24 protein-coding genes are annotated in these 22,962 nt (G+C 37.1%); 11 read left to right on the top strand and 13 right to left on the bottom strand.

Going from position 1 to position 22,962, the window contains the following annotated elements; all coding sequences use genetic code 11:
• Positions 1–180: 180 nt before the first annotated feature.
• On the top strand, positions 181–366 hold the full coding sequence (locus tag QNH17_RS06890) for a YjzD family protein (protein WP_283878006.1): 186 nt from the start codon (positions 181–183) through the stop codon (positions 364–366).
• 41 nt (positions 367–407) lie between these two features.
• Here the strand turns inward: QNH17_RS06890 and clpB are convergent, their stop codons facing one another.
• Together clpB and QNH17_RS06880 are read right to left on the bottom strand one after the other, a co-directional pair.
• Positions 408–3,002 (bottom strand): ATP-dependent chaperone ClpB, encoded by a 2,595-nt coding sequence (gene clpB, locus QNH17_RS06885; RefSeq protein WP_283878005.1) that lies wholly within the window; start codon positions 3,000–3,002, stop codon positions 408–410.
• Positions 3,003–3,157: 155 nt separating this feature from the next.
• A complete protein-coding gene (locus QNH17_RS06880) occupies positions 3,158–3,337 on the bottom strand; it encodes a YjzC family protein (protein ID WP_026566122.1) in 180 nt (59 codons plus the stop codon).
• 270 nt (positions 3,338–3,607) lie between these two features.
• On the opposite strand from QNH17_RS06880, the gene QNH17_RS06875 reads away from it, so the two are divergent.
• Positions 3,608–4,300 carry a Crp/Fnr family transcriptional regulator gene (locus QNH17_RS06875; RefSeq protein WP_481858577.1) on the top strand — a complete coding sequence of 231 codons (693 nt, stop codon included), beginning with the start codon at positions 3,608–3,610 and terminating at the stop codon, positions 4,298–4,300.
• Positions 4,301–4,976: 676 nt separating this feature from the next.
• Here QNH17_RS06875 and QNH17_RS06870 read toward each other — a convergent pair.
• The 3 genes from QNH17_RS06870 to QNH17_RS06860 form a co-directional block, all read right to left on the bottom strand.
• Positions 4,977–5,705 carry a YwiC-like family protein gene (locus QNH17_RS06870; protein WP_283878004.1) on the bottom strand — a complete coding sequence of 243 codons (729 nt, stop codon included), beginning with the start codon at positions 5,703–5,705 and terminating at the stop codon, positions 4,977–4,979.
• A 120-nt stretch (positions 5,706–5,825) separates the two neighbouring features.
• On the bottom strand, positions 5,826–6,374 hold the full coding sequence (gene mobB, locus QNH17_RS06865; protein WP_283878003.1) for a molybdopterin-guanine dinucleotide biosynthesis protein B: 549 nt from the start codon (positions 6,372–6,374) through the stop codon (positions 5,826–5,828).
• A complete protein-coding gene (locus tag QNH17_RS06860; RefSeq protein WP_283878002.1) occupies positions 6,362–7,627 on the bottom strand; it encodes a molybdopterin molybdotransferase MoeA in 1,266 nt (421 codons plus the stop codon). Before QNH17_RS06860 ends, mobB begins: the two co-directional genes overlap by 13 nt.
• A gap of 243 nt (positions 7,628–7,870) precedes the next feature.
• Between QNH17_RS06860 and ric the strand changes: the two genes are divergently transcribed.
• Positions 7,871–8,566, top strand: coding sequence for an iron-sulfur cluster repair di-iron protein (gene ric, locus QNH17_RS06855; protein WP_283878001.1), 696 nt, complete (start codon positions 7,871–7,873; stop codon positions 8,564–8,566).
• A gap of 72 nt (positions 8,567–8,638) precedes the next feature.
• Here ric and moaA read toward each other — a convergent pair whose 3' ends face one another.
• Positions 8,639–9,655: a GTP 3',8-cyclase MoaA gene (gene moaA, locus QNH17_RS06850; RefSeq protein ID WP_283878000.1), complete on the bottom strand. Its 1,017-nt coding sequence runs from the start codon at positions 9,653–9,655 to the stop codon at positions 8,639–8,641.
• Positions 9,656–9,937: 282 nt separating this feature from the next.
• Between moaA and QNH17_RS06845 the strand changes: the two genes are divergently transcribed.
• Positions 9,938–10,636 carry a Crp/Fnr family transcriptional regulator gene (locus QNH17_RS06845; protein WP_283877999.1) on the top strand — a complete coding sequence of 233 codons (699 nt, stop codon included), beginning with the start codon at positions 9,938–9,940 and terminating at the stop codon, positions 10,634–10,636.
• A gap of 89 nt (positions 10,637–10,725) precedes the next feature.
• Here the strand turns inward: QNH17_RS06845 and QNH17_RS06840 are convergent, their stop codons facing one another.
• Both QNH17_RS06840 and QNH17_RS06835 read right to left on the bottom strand, forming a co-directional pair.
• On the bottom strand, positions 10,726–11,856 hold the full coding sequence (locus tag QNH17_RS06840; protein WP_283877998.1) for a TIGR04053 family radical SAM/SPASM domain-containing protein: 1,131 nt from the start codon (positions 11,854–11,856) through the stop codon (positions 10,726–10,728).
• A 163-nt stretch (positions 11,857–12,019) separates the two neighbouring features.
• Positions 12,020–12,328, bottom strand: a complete 309-nt coding sequence (locus tag QNH17_RS06835) for a metal-sulfur cluster assembly factor (protein ID WP_283877997.1) — start codon at positions 12,326–12,328, stop codon at positions 12,020–12,022.
• A 281-nt stretch (positions 12,329–12,609) separates the two neighbouring features.
• Between QNH17_RS06835 and QNH17_RS06830 the strand changes: the two genes are divergently transcribed.
• The 3 genes from QNH17_RS06830 (at position 12,610) to QNH17_RS06820 (ending at position 13,870) form a co-directional block, all read left to right on the top strand.
• Positions 12,610–13,422, top strand: coding sequence for a Cof-type HAD-IIB family hydrolase (locus QNH17_RS06830; RefSeq protein WP_283877996.1), 813 nt, complete (start codon positions 12,610–12,612; stop codon positions 13,420–13,422).
• 111 nt (positions 13,423–13,533) lie between these two features.
• Entirely contained in the window at positions 13,534–13,686 is a 153-nt protein-coding gene (locus QNH17_RS06825; RefSeq protein ID WP_166258563.1) for a hypothetical protein, read from the top strand.
• A 1-nt stretch (position 13,687) separates the two neighbouring features.
• Entirely contained in the window at positions 13,688–13,870 is a 183-nt protein-coding gene (locus QNH17_RS06820) for a DUF3813 domain-containing protein (protein ID WP_283877995.1), read from the top strand.
• A 166-nt stretch (positions 13,871–14,036) separates the two neighbouring features.
• Here QNH17_RS06820 and QNH17_RS06815 read toward each other — a convergent pair whose 3' ends face one another.
• Positions 14,037–14,879, bottom strand: coding sequence for a YitT family protein (locus tag QNH17_RS06815; RefSeq protein ID WP_283877994.1), 843 nt, complete (start codon positions 14,877–14,879; stop codon positions 14,037–14,039).
• A gap of 124 nt (positions 14,880–15,003) precedes the next feature.
• Between QNH17_RS06815 and QNH17_RS06810 the strand changes: the two genes are divergently transcribed.
• The gene (locus tag QNH17_RS06810; protein ID WP_283877993.1) at positions 15,004–15,870 is read left to right on the top strand and encodes a DegV family protein; all 867 of its coding nucleotides are present in this window, start codon (positions 15,004–15,006) and stop codon (positions 15,868–15,870) included.
• A 42-nt stretch (positions 15,871–15,912) separates the two neighbouring features.
• Here QNH17_RS06810 and QNH17_RS06805 read toward each other — a convergent pair whose 3' ends face one another.
• The gene (locus tag QNH17_RS06805; protein ID WP_081825501.1) at positions 15,913–16,044 is read right to left on the bottom strand and encodes a DUF3941 domain-containing protein; all 132 of its coding nucleotides are present in this window, start codon (positions 16,042–16,044) and stop codon (positions 15,913–15,915) included.
• Between the two features lie 66 nt (positions 16,045–16,110).
• Complete coding sequence (locus QNH17_RS06800; protein WP_283877991.1) at positions 16,111–16,974, bottom strand: CvfB family protein; 864 nt, start codon at positions 16,972–16,974, stop codon at positions 16,111–16,113.
• 192 nt (positions 16,975–17,166) lie between these two features.
• On the opposite strand from QNH17_RS06800, the gene QNH17_RS06795 reads away from it, so the two are divergent.
• Together QNH17_RS06795 and QNH17_RS06790 are read left to right on the top strand one after the other, a co-directional pair.
• Positions 17,167–17,664, top strand: coding sequence for a YajQ family cyclic di-GMP-binding protein (locus tag QNH17_RS06795; protein WP_283877990.1), 498 nt, complete (start codon positions 17,167–17,169; stop codon positions 17,662–17,664).
• A gap of 114 nt (positions 17,665–17,778) precedes the next feature.
• Complete coding sequence (locus tag QNH17_RS06790) at positions 17,779–18,651, top strand: SDR family oxidoreductase (RefSeq protein ID WP_283877989.1); 873 nt, start codon at positions 17,779–17,781, stop codon at positions 18,649–18,651.
• Positions 18,652–18,681: 30 nt separating this feature from the next.
• Here QNH17_RS06790 and QNH17_RS06785 read toward each other — a convergent pair whose 3' ends face one another.
• Positions 18,682–20,193: an alpha-amylase family glycosyl hydrolase gene (locus QNH17_RS06785; protein ID WP_283877987.1), complete on the bottom strand. Its 1,512-nt coding sequence runs from the start codon at positions 20,191–20,193 to the stop codon at positions 18,682–18,684.
• Positions 20,194–20,310: 117 nt separating this feature from the next.
• A complete protein-coding gene (gene asnB, locus QNH17_RS06780; RefSeq protein WP_283877986.1) occupies positions 20,311–22,158 on the bottom strand; it encodes an asparagine synthase (glutamine-hydrolyzing) in 1,848 nt (615 codons plus the stop codon).
• 217 nt (positions 22,159–22,375) lie between these two features.
• Here asnB and QNH17_RS06775 point away from each other — a divergent pair, with 217 nt between their 5' ends.
• Entirely contained in the window at positions 22,376–22,939 is a 564-nt protein-coding gene (locus tag QNH17_RS06775; RefSeq protein ID WP_144553579.1) for a DUF2777 domain-containing protein, read from the top strand.
• Positions 22,940–22,962 lie beyond the last annotated feature (23 nt).

Raw genomic sequence — 22,962 nt, 5'->3', positions numbered from 1 at the left:
ATGAAAGGGGATTTGCCTATTTTTACATGCACATGTAGAATTCAAGTAGGAAATAAAGGAAAAGAGCAATGTAAACCAATATAGGACAACTTACCTTGAGAGGAAGTTTCGCTTTATCATTTCTGAATCATATGATAATATAATTAAAGATGTAAAATAGGTTGTTAGAGGTGAAGAATAATGCGATTTTTTTGGACCCTTTTCTGGTCATTTCTATTAGTGCAAATGCTTACATATGTAGTTAGCTCAATGACTGCAGGAGCAAAATATGATTTCGTTACTGGTACTGTTGCTGCAATTGGTGTAACTATTCTAATTTACGCAGTAACTGCATTGATTCCAAACGAGCCAGTTTCAAAACATTAAAAAAAGGTCATCCAAGCGGATGACCTTTTTTATATGGATCTCTATTTAACCGCTAATGAAATTTCTCCATTGCTGATACCGATCTCCACTTTGGAATGATCATGTAACTTTCCAGCAATTATTTCACGAGCTAGTTTAGTCTCGATATTTCTTTGGATAAAACGTTTTAACGGTCTAGCACCATATATTGGATCAAAACCATTTACAGCTATAAATTCTTTTGCTTCCTCATTGATGAGAATATCTATTTGTTGATGTTTTAAGCGATTTTGCAATTCTCTCATCATTTTTGCAACAATATTCTTTATCTCCTCTAGTGATAGTGGCTTAAAGAGAATCGTCTCGTCTATGCGATTTAAAAACTCTGGACGGAAATGCCCCCTCAATTGACTCATCACTTTTTCTCGAACCTCGTCGGGGATTTCACTTTCAATTTCACTTCGTTCTAACAAAAATTGTGAGCCAATATTGGATGTCATAATTATTACTGTATTTTTAAAATCAACTACACGCCCCTGCGAGTCTGTAATTCTTCCGTCATCAAGCGCTTGAAGGAGAATGTTAAAGACCTCAGGATGGGCTTTTTCAATTTCATCCATTAAGATAACAGAGTATGGCCTTCTCCTTACTGCTTCAGTTAATTGTCCGCCTTCTTCGTAGCCCACATATCCAGGAGGTGCACCAATCAAGCGGGAAACGGCATGCTTCTCCATATACTCTGACATGTCAATCCGGATAATATGATCTTCACTATCGAATAAAGACTCCGCTAAGGCTTTTGCTAACTCTGTTTTCCCAACCCCAGTTGGACCTAAGAATAAAAATGATCCGATTGGCCGGTTAGGGTCTTTAATTCCAGCACGAGCCCTTAGGACTGCATCTGCCACTAAATTTACAGCTTCATTCTGGCCAATTACTCTTTCATGCAGAATCGATTCTAATCGGAGCAGCTTCTCTCTCTCGCCTTCGACTAATTTAGAAAGAGGAATACCAGTCCACCTAGATACAATGTTCGAAATTTCTTCTCCTGTCACTTCTTCACGAAGTAATCTTTCATCTTTAGAAGTTACGGTTTCGAGTTCTTTCAGTTCCTTTTCTGCTAAAGGAATTTGACCGTGTCGAAGTTCTGCTGCACGATTTAAATCGTATTGATCCTCTGCCTGTTGAAGTTCCCTGCGTAGTTTCTCCAGTCGCTCCCTTTTCTCCTGCAATTTTTGAATACTTTGTTTCTCTTGCAGCCATTTTGCCTTCATTTCATTGGCTGTCTCTTTAAGGTCCGCAAGTTCCTTTAGAAGTGCTTCAAGTCGTAACTTGCTTCCTTCATCCACCTCTTTACTTAAAGCTGCTTCTTCAATTTCTAATTGCATAACTCTGCGGGTTACTTCATCTAACTCTGTTGGCATGGAATCTATTTCAGTCCGGATTAACGCACAAGCTTCGTCAACAAGATCAATGGCTTTATCGGGCAAGAACCGATCCGTAATATAACGGTCTGATAATGTTGCCGCTGCTACCAAAGCATGATCATGGATTTTAACACCATGGTGTACCTCATACCGCTCTTTTAAGCCTCTTAAAATTGAAATGGTGTCTTCAACGTTTGGTTCTTGGACAAGTACCTGCTGAAATCTTCGTTCAAGTGCAGGATCTTTTTCAATATATTTTCTATGTTCATCAAGCGTTGTTGCTCCAATGCAATGAAGTTCACCACGTGCAAGCATCGGTTTTAACATATTTCCTGCATCCATTGCACCTTCCGTTTTCCCTGCGCCAACAATGGTATGAATCTCATCGATAAATAATAAGATTTTGCCTTCACTCTTTTTAACCTCATTTAATACGGCCTTTAATCGTTCTTCAAATTCACCCCTAAATTTTGCACCTGCAATTAACGCACTCATATCTAATGAAAAAATGGTTTTATCCTTTAAACCCTCTGGAACATCTTTTCGAACAATCCTCTGTGCTAACCCTTCTACAATTGCTGTTTTTCCTACACCAGGTTCACCTATTAACACCGGATTATTCTTTGTTTTTCTTGATAAAATCCGGATGACATTTCGGATTTCAGTATCACGTCCGATAACAGGATCCATTTTTCCTGCTCTAACCTCCGCAACAAGATCCCGTCCATATTTTTTTAAGGCATCGTATCCTGCTTCGGGATTTTGTGATGTCACTCTTTGATTCCCCCTTATATCTTTTATGGCTTGTAAAACATGGTCTGGCTGTTTTCCTAAAGCTCGTAATATCTTTCGCATTTCTGAGTCATCTGAATAAACCGCAGCTAATAGAATATGCTCGACAGATAAATACTCATCAGAAAATTTTTGCTTATATTCTTCAGCTTTTACAAGTAACTTCTGCAGCTTTGCGGTAATATATAGTTTTCCTTGTTCTACTCCACTGCCGGTAACCACTGGTTTTTTAGACAGAGATTCCATAAGATTCTTTTTCGTTCTTACAGAAGAGACTCCTGACCTTTCTAATATGGCAGAAATAAGACTATCTTCTTGCTCCATTAACGATATAAATAAATGAGGTTCATCAATCTCTTGATGATTTTGCTTAACGGCTAACGATTGGGCATCCATCAATCCTTTCTGTAACCGTTCTGTCATTCGGTTCATATCCATTTTTCAACACCCTCTTTGACCATTTTTGACCTTTTTCTTTATTATAAAACAATCGCGTCTAAAAAGAAAATTTTCTCATTTAGAAATATAGTCTATAGTCGAGAGTTTAGACAAAAGAAAAAGCCACCCAATGGATGACCTTTTCTGTATTAAACTTATGGTTTTCGCTGATATGTCCAAACTCGTTCATCATTGGAAGTCTCAGGGAATGCATCCCCTGCTTTTAACTTGATTTTTTTCGGATTATTGACATTGCTTCCCGTATCTCCCACTTCAATATATACACCATTATTAGGTGCTTTACTCCCAGATTTAAACTGGCGATTTTGACCCATTCTTTTTCCCTCCTTTTCTTCACAATGTTATTATTTCCATTTCAGGCTCTGTCATTATTGGCATTTCTTACAAATTCCTATACTATTCGACATTATTTCCTAAGAAATAAACAAAGTCGGCACGAAGTTATGACGATTGTATGAACTTATTGCTCATTTATTGCTAATTATTCTTTGTTAACAATATAATTATAGTATTATCTTGTAAATCTAACCTTGACTGTCAATTTTTTAAATCAAATTTTTGTACCTTTAAAGGTGGTTATGAGTATGCAGTCAGTAAGAGAAATGCCGGTAACACTGTCCCATCTTTTTGATACAGTTCACCATATAAAGAAAGTTGAAAAAGGTACTTTTCTATTTCAGGAAGGATCTACAGCTGATGAATTGTACATAGTTCAAAGTGGAATTCTTCAAATCAGCAAAATCATTCCTGATGGGAGAGAACTCACATTAAGAATGTGCTCGCGTGGTGATTTTGTCGGTGAATTAAACTTATTCTCCCCATCTTCACGATATTTATTAAGTGCTCGTGTTATTGAAAGTGGAGAGGTAGCAGTAATTATGAAAGATACTCTCGAAGAAAAACTTTCGCAAAATATATCACTATCTTTCGAATTCATCAAGTGGATGAGCCAGCAATATCGAAAAACTCAAACTAAGTTTCGTGATTTGGTTCTTCATGGTAAAAAAGGAGCTTTATACTCTACACTTATTCGAATTACCAATAGTTATGGAATAAAAACCAATAATGGAATATTAATCGAGCTGCCATTAACCAATCAGGAGTTAGCAAATTTTTGCGGTACTTCACGCGAAGTTGTAAATCGTTTGTTAAGCGATTTACGCAAGAACGGAATTGTATCCATCGATAAGGGCACGATTACCATTCATGATTTGGACTATTTAAAACGGGAAATCGATTGCGAGGACTGTCCAGTAGAAATCTGTAAAGTGGATTAGATATTCTTTAAGTGAAAAAAATCGGTCATTTGACCGATTTTCAGGTTATCGAAACTTTCGATAGCCTTTTTATTTTAATATTTTGGCTTTGCGACAAGTCTGTTGATTTGCGCTCCAGATGCTTCGCTTTCCGCGGGCGTGCCGGGAAGCCTCCTCGTCGCTGCGCTTCTGCGGGGTCTTCCCTGACCCGTACTCCCGCAGGAGTCTTCGCATCTTCCGCTCCAATCAACAGGTGTATTAATAAAGATTTGCAACTCAATTAATAATAAGAATTCAATGTTTAAGCTAATAGAATCTAACCAAAGTGAAAATGAATATGTTCTTAAGGATGAATGAACATTTCTCCTTATTGTAGCCTGCAAAAATATAATAAAGATTGCAACAAATTTAGCTAGGGTAGCAAAATTGTGTGGCAATGCTTAGGTTGATTTGACACCCTGTTGATTGGAGCGGAGGGGCACTCGACTCCTGCGGGATAGAGAGGTCACTGGAGACCCGCAGGCGCCAATGCGCCGAGGAGGCTCCAGGACCTCCCCGCGGAAAGCGGGTGCCCGGAGTGGAAATCAACAGGCCCAATAGCAGGGACAATATCAAAAGATTGTTTTAAATAAAGAAAAAAATTGCCGGGAAAAGATCCCTTTCTCCACAATCTGTATCGGTCATTTGACCGATTTTTTTATGTTAATAATCCTATTTGTATAGCTGATATCGTAAAGAATATCGCGGAATTAATGATTTCGTAAATACCAATTTGTTTCGGGGATAAAGACCTGCCATAAAAAACAATCGCTCTTAGTAAACTAGGGATAAATGCTAAGGCAACAATCCAAACACCAAAACTGAAGCAAGAAAATACTAAGATGATATGGTAAATCCATGAAATCCATTTAAATTGGTTGTTCTTCTTTTCCCTAATCATTGTTTTTACATAAAAGGTACAGCCAACAAAAAATAGTACCGATGTTAAAAAGGTGAAAACAATTGTTTCGAAGTTTATTTCCCCATTTGTTAAATAACTGCTTGCTAATCCAGCTATTGAAAAGGCAAAAACGGCACTGAGATCATTCATAAACGCCCGGTCTTGATTCTTTGAAGTATAAAAAGCATTTATCATAAAAAACGGCAGCATCAGAAGGCCAAAATATATAATTGATGGTCTTTCCAACAGAGGAAAAAGTAAAAATAGTAACGATGGAATCATATATAAAAGAGTCCATGTTGTATAAAAAGAGATTTTTTTTCTTTTAAATAAGAGGAGCATCGGGTAGGTTGCCAAGTATAACAAGAGCCAGCCGATGAAAAATGGGATATGCTGCCAAATAAATCCTCCCTTAATGACACCAAGCCAAAAAGGGATGATTAGCATTGCCCATGCACCATGTTGCTTCGGTAAAAATAACTTCATTATTTTCACTCCTTTTTCCTGACTAGCCTAAATATAAGCTAGCTTAGCAAAAATATAAGTGAAACACATCACATAATTCCATAAAAAAGAAGGCCTTCGCCTTCTCTTTGTGACATCTTCTTAACTTTTTTGATCCATTTTATGAACAAGCTCTTGAAGTAATTTCAGAGTCCATGTTATCGCCCTTTTATCATCAATATGAAAACAAGGAATATCGGTTTTCAACTTGATTACCTTATCCATTTTGTCTTTCCAGTATACAATAGCAGCAATATTGGACACGCGTTTTAATAAAGAAAGGTCATTTTCATCTCTTAATAACAGCAACTTTGGAAAAGACTCTAGTTTGTAGCCTTCTATTAAAATCACGTCTGGCTGAAAAAATGTCATCAATTCAATCTGGTCTTCAAGTGAATAATAATGGTTTTCGGCTTGGAGGAGTAAACTCCCATTTCCTTCGACGATTGATGCAAGTGCTCCTGCCTTTACATGTTTTTCTGTATCTTTCAATGGTAGATATTCTGGTCTGCCACCATGTCCGTGATGCTTTATGGTAACTGTTTTTACCCCTTTTTCTGCTAACAGGTTAATCAACTTTGAAGTGATTGTTGTCTTTCCACTATTTTGATAACCGACCACTTGAAAGATGACAGGAGTTACCAAGGCCATTCACTACCAACTTGATCTTCAAGCAGCAGGACATCGATTTCACTGCCAGCTGCATAGCCTCTAGTACCGCCTGGAAGAATCATCAGTGAATTAGCCCCAGAAAGGCTCATAATGATGTTAGACTTGTCGAGTCCACTCGGTGTGGCCATTAGTCTTCCCGCATCAATAAACGTTGAACTTCGAACAAACCTAGTGAATGGATTTGCTTTAGGAAAATCCACCTCTAATAGAGCTTTTTCAATACGAAGATGCGGTTTTTCTGAAAAAAGCATTCTTCGGATGATTGGGCGGGCAAACAATTCAAACCCTACATAACATGCTGATGGATTTCCCGAAAGCCCAAATAGAAGCTTGCGATTATACTGTGCCACTGTCGTCACACTTCCAGGACGCATGGCAACTTTATTAAAGAAAACCTCCGCACCAAGCTTTTTATAAATAGCCGGCAGATAATCAAAATCACCCACTGAAACCCCGCCGGTTGTAATTAACAAGTCAACATCGTTTAAAGCATTCTTCACTGCTTCAAAACAGGTATCAAACTCATCCGGAAGCTTGCCTAAATAGCGGACAATCCCTCCGGCTCTTTCTATTTGCGCTGCAATCATATGGGAATTACTGTTACGAATTTTCCCAGGAACTAGTGGCTCGTTCACCTCTAACAGTTCTGTCCCTGTAGCAAATAAACCTACAATAGGTTTTTTTGCTACGGCTACATGTTCATAACCAAATGTCGCAAGCATGGCTTGTATCCCAGGATTGATTAACGTCCCTTTTCTTACCAAGACTTCACCTTGCTTGGCATCCTCTCCACTAAATGAAACATTATCACCTTTTTTAAAACTGCGTTTAATTGACATATAGGGAATTCCATTCTTTTCGTATCCCTGTGCAAGTTCGAACATAACCACTGCGTCTGTACCCTCAGGCATCATTGCTCCAGTCATAATTCTTACAGCTTGGAACGCACCAATTACTTTTTTTGAAACCATTCCAGCACCAATATGATCGATAACTTCAAACTCAACTTTATTCGTTTGTGCGGCATCACGGGTATCAATTGACCTTACCGCGAAGCCATCATAGGGAGCCCGATCAAAATGAGGAACATCGCTTGTTGCAATTAAATCCTCTGATAAAAAGCGGCCATAACTTTCATTTATTGAAACCTTTTCGGTCACACCCGGTAATTGATATTCCATAATTTTTTGGACAGCTTCCCCAATTTGTATTGGTTTTCTTCTTTCAAACAAAATCATCAACTCCTGCTATAAACATATACCTGTTTTTGATATATACCATTAATCATTGAATAACCTTCATTATAAGCTTATTAGAAACATAACAACATATCAAATGTCACAATTTAAAGGAATTCAGACATAAAAATGTAAATCATATCGAATGTGTGATTCAGGTCACCTAATTTTTTGCTTTTATAAATTATGATTAACGTAGATTTACTTAATAGGATTTTTTTAAGGAGGAAATATACGATGAGTTTCACTATTACTGCAGATTCATTAGTTAAAGATATTGTAAATGAATTACCAAAAACAAGTGATGTTTTTAAAAAGAACAGGATTGATTTTTGCTGTGGAGGTAACATTCCATTAGCAACTGCTGTCACTCAAAATAATCTTAACCTTGATACTTTATTAGAGGAATTAAAGGAAGTATTTGAAACATATGAAAATGCCGAAAAAGACGTTGAAGTTTGGACTAACTCTGATTCAACTACGATTATTAATCATGTCATCTCCAATTACCATCGTGTATCAGAAGAAGAATTAACGATGCTTAGTCCATATGTAACAAAAGTATCACGTGTCCACGGTGATAGCCACCCAGAATTATTACAGGTGAATGAACTCTTTTATGAATTCAAAAAAGAATTGATGGAACATATGGCAAACGAGGAAGCAGTGGTTTTTCCTTTAATTAAGCAGCTGGCAGATGGTACTGTCGAGAACCGTGAAGAAGCTATTGCAATGATTGTTGAATTAGAAAAGGAACATGACCATGCTGGAGAAATTTTAAGGAAAATTCGTGCTGTTACATCTGACTTTACTCTCCCTTTAGATGCTTGTGGTACGTATCGTCTAGTTTATGCACGTTTAGAGGCCTTAGAAGGATTAACTTTTATGCATGTGCATCTTGAAAACAACATTCTATTTCCAAGATATATATAATAATTACAACAGCCTGATAAACCAGGCTGTTTTTCCATATAAAAAACAAACCTCTCTTCTCATGAAGAGAGGTTAACCGCCGATATAAGACATTTCTATTTTTTTTCGATTTTTGTACGTTTCTGCAGTTCTTTCGTCTGAATACCGATCATCTCGACCATTCCAAATTGCAGTCACTCTTGCCCGGATCTCTTCATCAGTGGCACCATTTCTCATAAAGTTCCGAATATCATGCCCATTCCCATTAAATAAACAAGTAAAAATCTGACCATTGGCTGATAAACGTGAACGTGTACAGCTTGTGCAAAACGACTCAGATACAGATGTAATGAACCCAACATTCACATCTTTATCCTTATAACGATACAGTTTTGCCACTTCCCCATAATAGGCAGGGTCGACTGGCTCGAGCTCAAATCGCTCTTTTAATAGATAATAGATCTGTTTTTTTGTAATGACATCATCCATTTTCCAGCCATTTGTAGAGCCAACATCCATAAATTCGATATAACGCAACTCCAGTCCATTTTCTTTGCAATATTCTGCCATTGGAATGATTTCAGTATCATTTAGACCCTTTTTTACAACCATATTAATTTTGACCCCAAGCCCAGCTTGTTTGGCGGCTTCAATGCCCTCCAATACAGGTCCAGTGCCTACTCCTCGACCGTTAATCTCCCCAAAGAGTTCATCGTTCAAGGTATCAAGGCTGACATTAACGCGTTTAAGACCAGCTTCCTTTAACTCTTTTGCTAATTTCGGGAGGAGTACACCGTTAGTCGTTAATCCGATATCAGGTAAATCCTCAATAACTGAAAGTTTTTTAACAAGAATAGGCAAATCCTTACGAAGAAGAGGCTCTCCCCCAGTTAGCCGAATTTTTTCCACACCCAAACTAACAAAAATTTTCGCAAGGCGTTCAATCTCCTCGTATGATAGCAAGGCGCTTTTTGGAAGAAATTCAAAATCAGGCCCGAATTGATCTGCTGGCATACAATACTGGCAGCGGAAATTGCACCGATCGATTACAGAAATTCTTAAGTCATGCAAGGGTCTATTTAATTTATCTTTAATAATGGTTTTTTCCATTAATCTCAACTCCATTATTTTTAAGGAACCTATTTTAAGTGTATCAGTAATTCGTAGAAAAGACTGTTACATTATTCACTATTACAATACTTATTACTTTAAGTCTTATCTTAGCAGAAGTTTGCCAATCAAGAAATACTTTTAGGTCCGTATAAGTTTTCACTATATTGTCATTGTTTACTTCTATTTTATGACTTCTAATAAGATAAAATATTACTAACAAACAAATCATGAAGATTAGAAAATAAATGGTTATTAAAAAGATGCCTAGAGGTGAATTCGATGACAATACCAATGAAACCAACTCATTCCATTGAAATAAAAGAATTACTTAGATTTGCAGATCGGAAATTTAAAAGTGAAAAAGGAAGCTTTTTATTTCAAGAAGGAATGGTTGCCGAAGAACTTTACATTATCATTTCTGGAAAAATTCAAATTAGTAAAATCACATCGGATGGTCGTGAACTTTCATTAAGAATTTGTGGAGAAAATGATATTTGCGGAGAATTAACCCTTTTTACGGATAATCCTAGGTATTTATTAAGTGCAATGGTTCTTGAAGAAGGAGAAGTTGTTGCAATAAAGAAAGATGTAATTGAAAGCGAAATTTTTCAAAATAGTAAACTTGCCTTTGAATTCATGAAATGGATGAGTGATCATTTCCGTAAAACGCAAACAAAGTTTCGCGATCTTGTCCTAAATGGAAAACGCGGGGCACTATTTTCAACTCTTATCCGTATGTCAAATAGTTATGGTATTCAAATAGATAATGGAATCCTCATTGACCTTCCGCTTACAAACCAAGAACTGGCTAATTTCTGCGGTACATCTCGTGAAAGTACCAACCGAATTTTAAGCGAATTAAAAAAAGATAAAATTATTTCTGTTAAAAAAGGAAAAATATCCATTTTGGATTTACAATACTTAAAAAATGAAATAGATTGTGAAAATTGTTCTGCAGTCTATTGCAACATTGAATAGGATGGAAAGCCATCCTATTTTTTATTTTCCTTAAGTAACGACTCTGACAAGGCTGTCTCACAAAAATGAGGCAGCCTTGAACTATTTTTCTAATTTTTCTGTACTTGCTTTTCTCTTAAAGCTTTGGGGATATAAACACAGAATGGCTCGCTTTCCAGATAATCTCCAGTCATCGCATAGGCTCTGGACCTGGATCCTCCGCAAACATGACGGAATTCACATACACCGCATTTTCCTTTAAAGAGATCAGGGTTCCTTAATGATTTAAATATGGGTGATTCACGGTAAATTTCTGCTAATGGGGTTTCACGAATATTACCCGCTTTAACTGGTAGTAGTCCACTTGGATAAACATCCCCAATATGGGAGATAAACACAAATCCATTACCATCATTAACACCTTTTGGAGCACGTCCCAATCCATCAATGGAGCCGGTTAATCCTTTTTCTGTTAATGCACTTAAATATTCGATTTCATCGGTTGTTTCTTTTGCTTCACGCATTTTTTGTTGAATCACAACCCGACGGTAGTGCATTGCTTCTGTCGTTTTGATATCAAAAGAAACCCGCTTACTTAAATCATATAACCATCTGAAAACTTTTTCATGTTGAACAGGAGAAATCATATCCGATTCTTGACCTCTTCCAGTTGGAACTAGGAAAAAGACACTCCATAACACGCAGCCTAAATCCTCTACCATTTTTGCCATTTCATCGAGATAGTCAATATTGTAACGGGAAATTACCGTATTTATTTGAATAGGTAACCCAACCTCATGCAAATATTTTATTTTTTCCATGGTAAGGTCGAAGGAACCTGCCGTTCCTCTAAAATGATCATGAATCTCGGCTTTGGGACCATCAATACTAAATGCCCAACGTGCTAGACCTACTTCTTTTGCCTTTTCAATAGCTTCTTTGGTTACATTCGGTGTCGCACTTGGCGTCATTGATACCCGTACACCTTTTTCAACTGCATATTTTGCAATTTCAAAAATATCTTCTCTCATCAACGGGTCTCCGCCTGTAAAAACAAGCATTGGATTGTTCATTTCATATATTTGATCAATTAAATTTTTTCCTTCTTCAAACGATAATTCATGTGGATCTCTTCTATACTGGGCATCCGCACGGCAGTGCAGGCACTTTAATTGGCAAGCTCTAGTAAGTTCCCATATAACGATAAATGGGTCTTTATTAAAATCTCGGCTAAAATTCATATTGAATGTGCCTCCTAATACTGGCTTTTAAATCAAATAGCCTTATTAACCTGTATTATAAAGGTGTTTATGTTCGAAAAAAGTGAACTATCTCACATTCCTAGCAAATATATATGTCAGAAAAGTGAAGGATAAAAAAAACAGCAGAAAAGTTCTGCTGTTTTTAGCGAATTCCTAAGGCAATTTTCGCATAGCGTGACATCATCTCTTTATTCCAAGGAGGATTGAAAACAATATTTACTTCTACCTCTTTGATTTCTGGAATATCAGCCAATGCTCGTTTAACTTGGTCCACAATCGTACCAGCAAGCGGGCAGCCCATTGATGTTAATGTCATCGTTATGGTTACATTCCCTTCATCATCCATTTCCGTATCATATACTAACCCTAAATTTACGATGTCCACTCCAAGTTCCGGGTCAATAACTAACTCTAACGCGCCTAATATATTTTCTTTTAACTCTTCATTCATTTTTATTCCACTCCTCAAATGTCTTTGTCCTAAATTTATTATAGCAAATAACTTTGTTTTCCTTATAATTGAGACTTCACAAAAAAAGTATATAGTTTTTTTATACTTATTGGTGTGCATTTTTTTACAGTTTCGTTATAAAATTGTTAACATAGTTAATATAGAAATAATTAAAGTTACAAGAAACAGCTATATTTATATTAGAGTGTATCACGAATATAATTTTTTTCCTAAAGCAACCATCATTATTCGTGATGAAATTATTATTAGAAGGAGTTCTTATGGCAAATAGACACTTAATTGCATTAGATTTAGATGGAACTTTATTGAAAGATGATAAGACGATATCTTTAAAAACAAAAGAAATTATTAAAAAGGCAAGAGAATTAGGCCATATCGTCATGATTGCAACGGGCAGGCCTTTTCGTTCCTGTGAAATGTATTACCGTGAATTAAATTTAGACACACCAATTGTCAATTTTAATGGAGCGTTTGTGCATTTTCCCGGAAAGCCCGGCTGGGGTTATCACGAACCACTTGATATTAAGGTTGCGCACGAAATAGTTGAAGCGTGTAGAAGCTTTCATTTTCATAATATTATCGCGGAAGTAATCGATGATGTCTATTTCCACTATCATGATGAAAAGCTTTTAGACATTTTTAATTTTGGAAATCCTAACATCACAACAGGAGATTTAGCCGATTATTTAAAGGATTCACCTACAAGTTTGTTAGTTCATACAGAGGAAGATCAATTAAATTTAATACGTGATCATTTATCTGCAGTCCATGCGGAAGTAATTGACCATCGCAGTTGGGCAGCACCATGGCATGTGGTTGAAATTATTAAGTCTGGCTTAAATAAGGCTGTTGGATTGAAAAAAGCTTCTGATTATTATGGTATCCCTGCCGAAAGAGTAATTGCGTTTGGCGACGAAGACAACGATCTAGAAATGCTTGAATATGCTGGTCATGGGATTGCCATGGGAAATGCCATTGATAAAGTTAAAAACATTGCGAATGACGTTACTTTAAGTAACGAAGAAGATGGAGTGGGTCAATATTTGGCAAATTTGTTAAATATAAAATTATAACATCCTTTCGCCATTGTTTACCTAAATGAACGTCTTCATTTTTGTACATACTATATTCTGAAGCAGCAATACTGCTTCAAAATGAGCCTTGAGCATATTGGAGGGATTCGAATGGGTAAACGAAACAAATCAAAACGCTTTGTCCAGCAAGGAGTGGATACGGTCAGTAAACATGCCGAACGTATTCCCTACCACATGACCTATGCTGAAGCGGAAGCTCAGAAAATGGCCAATGTGCAAGAATCCTCGCTTGGAGGAATATAAAATGGGAAACCAATTGTTCCAAGAAGCACGAAGATTTGTTGAAATGGCGAAATCGGCCAACCCTGCTGAACTTGATTCTGCTGTGGCGAAAGCAAAAAATGCATTAAGTTCTGCTTATGCAAATTCCACCGTAGCAGAGCAAGCACAGCTCCAACAAATGCAACAAGAGCTTGATCAACTGTAAAAAGAAAAGCGGAAGCGCCTTGCACAGGGGCGACAGGCATAAGACAAGCAGGCCTGAAGGTTGCTTTTTAACCTTCATGACTGATTGACTTATGACCCCGAGCCCCTAGGCGCTGTAGCTAGAAAAAAAGAAAAGCGGAAGCGCCAGTGCGCTTCCGCTTTTCTTTTTACTCTTTGCGAAAAAATCCATAGATATTAGTCGTTTGGATAATATTAGTAAATGCATTTGGATCCACTTCCTTAAGGATTCTTTCCAAATCAAAAAGTTCGTATCGTGTAATGACAACCATTAACATTTCTCTAGCTTCGTTTGAAAATGCCCCTTTGGCAGGGAGAATCGTAATTCCTCTTACAAGTTTTTCTTGTATGGCTTTTTTCATTACATCTGCCTTTTTGGTAATAATTATTGCAGTGAGTTTTGCATGCCTAGTATGGATGGCGTCAATCACCCTAGTCGAAGTATATAAAGTTACAAGCGTATAAAGAGCTTTTTCCCAGCCATACAAAAATCCTGCTGTTAAAATAATCACTCCATTTATGACCAACATATAGGGTCCAATCGGCTTGTCTTTCATTCTCGATAAAACCATTGCAATGATATCTACACCTCCCGTTGATGCTCCCCATTTTAACGTAATCCCAACGCCAACGGCTTGGATGACTCCACCAAAAACTGCATTTAGAAGGATATCATTTGAAACCTGTTTAATCGGGATGAGTATCAAAAATAACGAAGACAACGCAACGCTAATAAAGCTGTAAACTGTAAAAGACTTTCCTACCTTTTTCCATCCTAAAATAGCCACAGGAATATTCAGTAATAATAATAAAAATCCTAGCGACACATGTATTGGTGTGTAGTCACTTAACACCTTTGAAAGTAATTGGGCTATTCCCGTAAATCCACTTGAGTAAATATTTGCAGGTACCAAAAATAAATTCATCGCTAAGGCGCCTAACAAGGAACCCGCTGCAACCACTCCTAGCTTCTTTATCTGGAGCCAAATCATATCTATTACCCCTTTACCTGAGAGAATATGTATCTGTTGAAACGTTTTCTGTGATAGATAATTGTATTTTTAATGTGAAACCGATAAACTGAAACTATAAATAGTTTGAAAGCAGGTGAGCTATGTGCAGGTACGAATACTAGCTGATAGCGCATGCGATTTACCAAAAAGTTTTTATGAAGAGCACCATGTGACTTTATTTCCTTTAAAAGTTGAGATTAATGGCAAAGAATATGAAGATGTAAAATCAATTGATCCGTACACCGTATACGAAGCAATTCGAAGTGGAATTGTTCCCAAAACATCCCAAGTCTCCCCTCTTTTGTTCGAGGAAGTATTTACCGAAATGGCAGAAAAAGGTGAAGACGGGATATACATAGCCTTTTCTTCAGAATTATCTGGTACATATTCTACTGCTGTTATGATTCTTGACCAAGTGAAGGAAAAATATCCAAATTTTAATTTAACAATTGTTGATACCAAATGTGCTTCGCTTGGAATTGGTCTAGTGGTTCGAGAAGCTGCGGTTCTTGCTGCTAAAAATATTGAAAAAGAAAAAATATTAGAAGATGTGCAATTTAGAAGCACTCATATGGAACATCTTTTTACAGTGGAAGATTTAGATTATTTAGCAAAGGGAGGGCGTGTATCCAAAGCCTCTGCTTTTCTTGGAGGATTATTGAATATTAAGCCTATCCTCAATGTAGAGGACGGGAAACTTGTCCCAATCGAAAAAATACGAGGTAAGAAAAAAGTGATGCGGCGCATCATTGAAATTATGAAGGACCGCGGCGCTGATATGGATAACCAAGTCATTGGAATTAGCCACGCGGATTGTGAAGATAACGCTATAGAAATGAAAGCAATGATTGAAGATGAATTCCATCCGGTCGAAGTTTTTATGACTTCAATCGGTTCGGCTATCGGGTCCCATACAGGTGCTGGTACCATCTCCATTTTCTTCTTAAATGAACTACCTTCATCAAATTAAAAAATGAGTGGGGTATAAACACCTCACTCATTTTTCATTCCTCTATTTATGATCTGTCTTCTTGGAGTATTGATTTTTTCCTGCTTGACGATTTTTTTCGCGCATCATATTCTTTTCATGGCGAAGGGCATTGTTGTCTTTCGCTTTTTTATCGTTGTCTGAAGTATGCGGCATAACCTTACCCCTTTCAAATAGATTCACACTTAGTTTCTGTCAATTTGAAAAGAGTATGTAAAAACATTAATCTTTCTTCACGTAGGTCCAGTTGCCCTCTTGGTATACTCTGCCCTCTTTCATAAGTTTACCAAGCGCACGTTTAAAGGCACCTTTACTTAAGTTGAATCGATCTTTAATATCTTCAGGCATGCTTTTATCGTTATATGGCATGGCACCATTTCTGCTCATCAAATACTCATAAATTCGTTCCGCATCAACATCTTGCGTTTCCTCTTTTCTTGCCAGCAAGGAAACATTGATTGTACCATCTTCTTTTACATCAATAATCCGACCTTCAACCTTTTCTCCAATCCGTGGCTCTTGCTGTCTTTGTGACTCATGAATGAATCCTTTAAAACCTTCGATAGTGTAAATCCAACTTCCGACTTTGGCTGTTCGGTAAATATGTCCTTGTACATTTTTATTAAAATTGGCTCTTGTTGCTTTTACAGAAATAGATTCAATCACTGGGTCCGTGGCCAGCTTTGCGTATAGAAGATAATTACTGCTTAGTTTTAAAGTAATATAGACTAAGTCTCCAGGCTGGGGCCAGACGGATTTATGTACAGGCAAATCATCAATACCTAACAAAATATCCTTTGGAAGTCCGATATTTAAAAACACACCAATTCTTGGATTTGAGTCTGTAACCTTCACCCAAGCATAATGTCCAACCGCTACGTCTGGAATATTGGTGGAAGCAGAGATTCGACCTTCTGAGTCAACATACAGAAAAACCTCAACCTGATCATCTTCTTCAAATTCTTGATGGGCTTGATTAAAATGAAGTAATACATCTTCATTACCATCTGTTAAAAAATACCCAAACGAAGCTTTCCTAGCTACAGTTAATGTGGTGGTTTGACCGATTAATTCATTTAAAGACATATATAGCTCCTCTTTTCTACTCACGGAGAATTAGTTAAGTTCATTCCAAGCACTCCAATCCATATGTACGGAAAGGACGCTTCCTCTTCAAATAGTTGTTTGAACTGCTATATTTTACTATAATGTACCCATAAAGGGAAACTTTCTTCAGAGATGGTTTTAAGATATTGTTAATAAAATGGAGGTTTTGTTATGTCAAAAGATAGCTCATTTGATATTGTATCTCAGGTTGACTTATCAGAAGTATCAAATGCGATCGCCCAAACAATGAAAGAAATTGGCACACGCTATGATTTTAAGGGCAGCAAAAGTGAAGTCTCACTTGATAAAGAAAAAGAAGAACTGGTGCTTGTTTCCGATGATGAATATAAAATGGACCAACTAAAGGATGTTCTATTTAGCAAGTTAATAAAACGAGGAGTTCCAGTTCGGAATCTTGACTATGGAAAAGTCGAAAAAGCGTCCGGCGGAACAGTACGTCAACGTGCTAAAATGGTTCAAGGTATTGATAAAGAAAATGCAAAAAAAATTAATACCATTATTAAAAATAGCGGCGTCAAGGTGAAAAGTCAGGTTCAGGACGACCAAGTCCGTGTTAGTGGTAAAAATCGGGATGATTTACAAAAGATCATCTCCCTTGTGCGTGAGGCTGACCTAACAGTGGATGTCCAGTTTATAAATTACCGATAATAAAAACGGCGGAAGGATTGATAAATCCTTTCGCTTTTTTTATCATCATTTTTTTCATAATTTGACCTATTTATCAAAAACTAATAAGGAGTAAACACTTGGAGGTATTAAGTAATGAGCAACAATCAAAATCAACAAAAGAAGACCTTTCCAGCACAGCATCAAAATCATCAGCCCGGCATCGAAAGTGAAATGAATCCTCTGCCCATTTCGGTTGATCCCAATTATCAGCCAAGTGGAAAATTAACAGGCAAAACAGCAATTATTACTGGTGGTGACAGTGGGATCGGAAAATCTGCCGCCATTTATTTTGCCAAAGAAGGGGCAGACGTAGCAATTATTTATTTAGAAGAGCATCAAGATGCAGAAGAAACAAAGAAATTAATTGAAGCGGAAGGGCGAAGATGCCTGCTTTATTCTGGGGACATAGGCAGTGAAGAATTTTGCAAAGAAACCGTGAATAAGATTCATTCCGAATTTGGGAGGTTAGATATACTTGTCAATAACGCAGCGGAACAACACCCGCAAAAAAGTTTATTATCAATCACCTCTCAACAATTGGAAAAAACATTCCGTACAAATATTTTCTCCTTTTTCTATATGACAAAAATGGTTCTTCCCTTTTTAAAACAGGGGGCATCAATTATAAATACGGCTTCCATAACAGCTTACAAGGGTCATGAACAATTATTGGACTATTCCGCAACCAAAGGGGCAATCGTTTCCTTTACCCGCTCTCTAGCATTGTCCCTCGCACCTCAAGGGATTCGCGTTAACGGCGTTGCCCCAGGTCCAATCTGGACACCTCTGATCCCATCGACTTTCACAGAAGACCAAGTTGCTACGTTTGGTTCAAATACGGCAATGGGTAGAGCAGGACAGCCATATGAACTAGCAGCCAGTTATGTTTTTCTTGCCTCAGATGACTCCTCCTATGTCAGTGGGCAAATGATTCATGTAAATGGCGGAGAAATTATTAACGGCTAAAAAAATTGTCGGGGAAAGCTCCCCGACATTTTAACGTTTATTTTTTCTTAATTTCATTAAAAATAAGAAAAACAACAGGTAAACAACCACTAACCCGGCAATCAATGGAAAATTAATGCCGCTTTTCTCCGCTGCAACATATACCTCTGAATTATCCCGATCTAGAATGATCATATATTTATTATCATTATTTGTTACTTTATCTCCTCCCAGGAGTCCCCTCAGTTCTTTCCCATCCTCAATCTGGTCGTTTGTTAACGTTACACTTTGAGATTTGCTTGAATTATTGATTGCAATGATTGAGGTTTCCCCTTTATATACACGTTTATAAACAACCATACCATTTTGATCATAGAGCATCTCCATTGTTCCTCTTGTTAATGAAGGAAGTTGGTTCCTTAATTCTCCCACCTTGGTGATATAATCAATCAATTCCTTTTCAGCCCTAAAGCTCATTTGCCCGCGGTTATCAGGAATTCCTCCACCATTTAAAGCAATTTCTGTCCCATAATAAATGATTGGAATGCCTGGAGTGGTATAAAGGTACAACATTGCTGTTTTCCAGCGTGAGCCTGGGAATTGTTTCTTTGCCACAATATCACTCGTAAATCTTGTTGTATATTCGTTATCCAAAAAATTAGGTCTTAAAAATGATTGCTGATTTTTATCCACATCTGAGTATAGTGTACTAAAGGACTGATCTGTACTTGCAAAAGTCTTTCTTAATTTTTCACTATATTGATACGTAACGACACTGTCTATCCCAGCACCTGTATATGTTTGCATATCTATAGGATTATTTTTTGAAATGACCCCTAACAGAAAAAAGTCTTTTTTTGTCTTCTTAAGTTCAGTTGAAAAATCAGACCAAAAGCTAATTGGAACATAGTTTACTTCCGGTAAGCTCATCCCATCAATATCTGTTTTATTGATCCACCATTTTGCAGTATCAATTAAGTATTTTTTCACTTCTGGATTATCCTGATTAAGATCGGGCAATCCATCAATCCAATCTTGCTCAAGTTCCTTCTGTTTTTCATCTCCAGATGCTGTCTCATGTTTTGCATGAAACCAATCCTGCTTGCCGGAATCACTTAGCCAAGGATGATCCGCCGCTACATTATTCGTCACAAAATCGATGATTACCCTCATTTTTCGTTTGTGAGCTTCTTTTACTAACGATTGGAAAGACTTCATCGTGCCAAAATGCTCATCAACTTTATAAAAATCCTTTACCCAAAAACCATGGTAGCCATTTTTTGTGTTATCAAAAATAGGACTTAATCGAATCGCAGTAAACCCCATATCATGTATGTAATCTAACTTATCAATAATTCCCTGGATATCTCCGCCATTATATACCAAAGGATCTTTAGCATTTACATCAATATCATTTTTCCGATTTCCATCGTTGAAACGATCAATCATAATGGAATAAACCGATTCATCCTGCCATAAGCGTTCTTTCTTTTCAACGGCCGCATGTGCAGAAAGCGATGAGTTCAGTAATAACAAGATTAAAATAATTGTGATTTTTTTCATATAGTTAAATCCTCCTCTAAAAAAGGGAAGAGGATATCCTCTTCCCTACACTATTTTAATCTAATCAAGTTTTTATTCCAAATTTAAATTCTTCGATTTGCTAGAAATCAAACCTAATTAATTCACTATGTTAATATTATAATCCTTAAACCATGTGTGCAGTTGCACAAGGTACGCCAATAATTGAGGTCCTGTCATCAACTGGCCAAACCATGGTTCTTGAAAGGAATTCCCACCAGACTTCACGATATTTTCAAGTTGCTCTTTATTAAAAAATTCATGTAATGCGGAGGATTTATCCTGTAAAATATTCTCCACCTGTTTTTGGACGGCAATCGTGTAGGCAGGATTGTGTGTCTTTGGATACGGGCTTTTTTTACGATACAATACTTCCTCTGGTAAAATACCCTCAAATGCTTTTCGAAGAATTCCTTTTTCTCTCCCACGATACATTTTAATTTCCCACGGGATATTCCACACATATTCAACAAGGCGGTGATCGGCAAATGGAACCCTGACTTCGAGACTTGCACCCATGCTCATCCGATCTTTCCGATCAAGCAAGGTAGTCATAAAGCTAATCATATTAATATAAAATAATTCTCTCCGCTTAGCTTCTTCCCCGCTTTCACCATCTAATCTTGGCGTTTCGGCAATCGCCTGATTATACTTTTCCATTACGTAATCATTCAATTTAAGTTTATCCTGCCAATGTGATTTCAACAAATTTTGTCGTTCTGCTAATGACCGCATCCATGGAAATCCTGGACGTTCTAAGTCTTGTTTTCGATGGAACCAAGGGTACCCGCCGAATATTTCATCTGCACATTCCCCTGACAGGCTAACAACAAAATCCTGTTTGATTTCTTTACAAAACCAAAGTAATGAGGAGTCAACATCTGCCATCCCTGGAAGGTCCCTTACATGGGTCGCTTCGACCAAATCATTTACCAATTGCTCCTGAGTAATTATTTTGTTATGGTGAATGGTCTTAAATTTATCCGTAATCATTTGAATAAATTTCCCATCAGCATCTGGTTGGAATTCTGTTGAGGAAAAATATTTGTCATTACCTTCATAATCAATGGAGTAGGTATGGAGCTGCCCTTTGTTTTGGTCCTGAAAACCTTTTGCAGCTATCGCCGTAATGATGCTTGAATCTAAACCGCCAGACAAAAAGGTACTTAATGGAACATCCGAAACAAGCTGCCTCGTTACAGCATCTGTTACTAAATAGCGGACCTTCTCAGCGGTTTCTTCCACGCTGTCCTTATGTTCTTCACTTTTTACATTCCAATAACGCCAAATTTTTAGACCATTCTTTGAAAATGTTAGAGCATGTGCCGGTCTTAGTTCATTTATTCCTTTAAAGATCCCGGAACCTGGCGATCTAGATGGCCCAATTCCAAAGATTTCAGCAAGACCTTCTTGATTGATTTCAGTTTTCACTTCTGGATGGGCTAATATAGCCTTGGTTTCAGAAGCAAATAAAAGACCTTTCTCATGTTCCCTGAAGAATAATGGTTTTACTCCTAAGCGATCTCGGCCTATAAAGAGCTGCTCCTTTTTGCTATCCCAAACAGCAAATGCATAAATTCCGTTCAAATAATTTACACACTCTTCCGCCCATTCTATATAGGCAGATAATAGAACTTCTGTATCAGAATGACCCTTAAATGAATATCCTTTAGTATGGAGAACTTTGCGGATATCTTCTGTATTATACAATTCCCCATTATAGCAAATGGTGTATTTATATCCGTCTTTTAGTTTGGACATTGGCTGTCTTCCCCCTTCAGGGTCAACAACAATCAGTCTTTTATGACCAAAAGCAATATTTGCATCAGACCAGATGTTTGTTTCATCCGGGCCTCTTTTTGCCAGAGTATTTGTCATTTTGGTCAGTGTTTCTACCTCGTTTTTGAGTGACCTATCATAATTAATCCAGCCTGTAATGCCACACATTTTCTTTCACACTCCTCATTAACAGAACTACTGTACATGAATCATGTTTTATAGTATTCAGCCCATAGGAATTGGTTAATTGTCCAAAAAGAAAAGCGGAAGGCTGTGTAAGGTAGTCAGATTTTTAAGTTAAAAAAATAATACTTTACCTTTCTGTTATAAAATTTCATGAAGATGTCTAAAAAGAATATGATATCATCTGGCACGGAGGTTAATAATGAATCGACAACAACGAATGAGACTATACGATTTTCAGGAAAGAGCCTACACAGAAGGAACTGTTGAACAAATTAATGAACAATGGATCTTCTTTGATGAGGAAACGGAAGAAGCTGAAATGTTAGATGATTACCTTCAGCAAGAAATTGAAGTCTTCCGGATGAACCGTTGGAAGAGAGGTAAATTGTACGAAACAGGAAAAATCCGAATTGGAAACGAAGCAACCATGCTTCGTAATCATGATTTAGTCAGGATTAGGAAACATTTAGTTTATTCACTTGAAAGGCTTTTAGATGGGATAAATGATGATGCTTTTTTTCAATTTGTTACCACTTTAAACTCCTTAAACTTTTCTATTTACGATTGCATCTACTGTTATAATCATTTATCCTTCTTATCGGATGAAAATCGTAAGGATGGGGTAAATTTTTTAGTCTTCGATAATCAGGAACAAATTTGTAATGTCCAACACCATTTTTGTTATTACGAAAAGGTGAATGATCGGTTTGAATTTACATTAAATACGGGAAAACGATTAGTGATAGAGAAAATGATCTCATAGAAAAAAAGGCATGGGCATCCACG

It is taken from the genome of Neobacillus sp. SuZ13 (genome assembly GCF_030123365.1).
Classification (GTDB): Bacteria; Bacillota; Bacilli; order Bacillales; family Cytobacillaceae; genus Neobacillus.
The sequence above is the reverse complement of the archived record's forward strand: the minus strand, read 5'-3'. Positions and strand labels throughout refer to the sequence as shown.